We start from the raw sequence: 1180 nt of genomic DNA on the forward strand, positions 1-1180 counted from the left end.
GTATTGCCCAAGGGTTTTAGGCGAGCGCGCAACTATGGATTTTTGCACCCCAACAGCAAGCGATTGATCGCCTTGCTGCGACTGCTGGTGTTCAGGTCCTGTGGCACGGCTCCAGCTGAGGCGACGCAAACAACCCAATCTGAACGGCCCAAGCTGCTTTGTCGATGCTGTGGAGCTGCCATGGTTATCGTGCGACGACCCATCTTGCCGCTGATCGCGCCACCGCTGCAGTTCAACAGCGAGGGCTTTGCAGCCCGCTAAACCCGAGCATTCACACCCGCGCATCAGTGCCCAATGGGTGCTGTGGCTGGGCTCGGCCAAAATCAGTACAACACGGCTGATTGGGGCCCGCCAAATGCCCAATATGGGCCGCGCACCATTGCAATGATGGGCGCAAATCATCGTCACTGCCGGGTTTGGCTCACCCCAAGGCCCTTTGCAGGTGACGGGGCGAAAAAGATAATTTCAGAAAGAGGTCGCTACGGGCCGGGCTCGTCCAACAACCGGTTCAGATCGTGGCTTCGCACGATCTAACCATACTCGTTAGGCTTCAGTGCGCTCACGCCGAGAGTGCTGACCTTAGGACTCCGACGCAGCGCACAACCTCTGCCAGATGTTCCGGGGTGTTCATTTGGGTCTTGGCATGGAGAAGTACTGGACGAAGTGATTCAACAGAGCGCCCAAAGCTCTGCATCCATGTCATGCGCGGCACAAGCCAGAGGTGGAAGTGGTGCGTAGTGTCTTCGTTGTAGAAGTAGTAGACGTGTTCGATGCCGAGGCTCTCGCGCTGCTGACATCGGATGCGGCGAACGGTCTGCATGAACTCGACTGCCTCGTCTTCTGACAATTCGTCAAGGCACTTCACGTGCCTCTTGGCTGCGACGATGACAAGGCCAGGAATTGGATAGGCGACGTCTTGGTGCGCATGGAAGTTTGCCGTCTCTACGATTGTTCCGCCGAGTGTTTCTTTTTCGCCTGCAACAACCGCGCAGCTAAGACAGGTAGGGCTAGACATTGGTTGGTTCTGAAGCCAAACTTCAAAGCTGAGGCGGCCGCAACAGTGGTCCGCCTCCAGCGTCATGTTCAACCTGTTTCGTCAGTATTGTTCCATCGGAAGATGGAACCACCCGAAAACCGTACTTCCCATAGAAACGAAGTGCCCTTTCATTTCCTTGAGTGA

General features: G+C 56.0%; 1 protein-coding gene and 1 pseudogene. One reads left to right on the forward strand and one right to left on the reverse strand.

Translation table 11 applies throughout. The annotated features are described in order from the left end of the window. A pseudogene (locus AC097P_RS24395) lies at positions 1-261 on the forward strand (hypothetical protein); the annotation flags it as partial. A 298-nt stretch (positions 262-559) separates the two neighbouring features. Here AC097P_RS24395 and AC097P_RS24400 read toward each other — a convergent pair. Further along, positions 560-1087, reverse strand: coding sequence for an HIT family protein (locus AC097P_RS24400; protein WP_479613001.1), 528 nt, complete (start codon positions 1085-1087; stop codon positions 560-562). Between the last annotated feature and the right edge of the window lie 93 nt (positions 1088-1180).

It is taken from the genome of Rhodoferax sp. ZS1R8 (assembly GCF_056521325.1).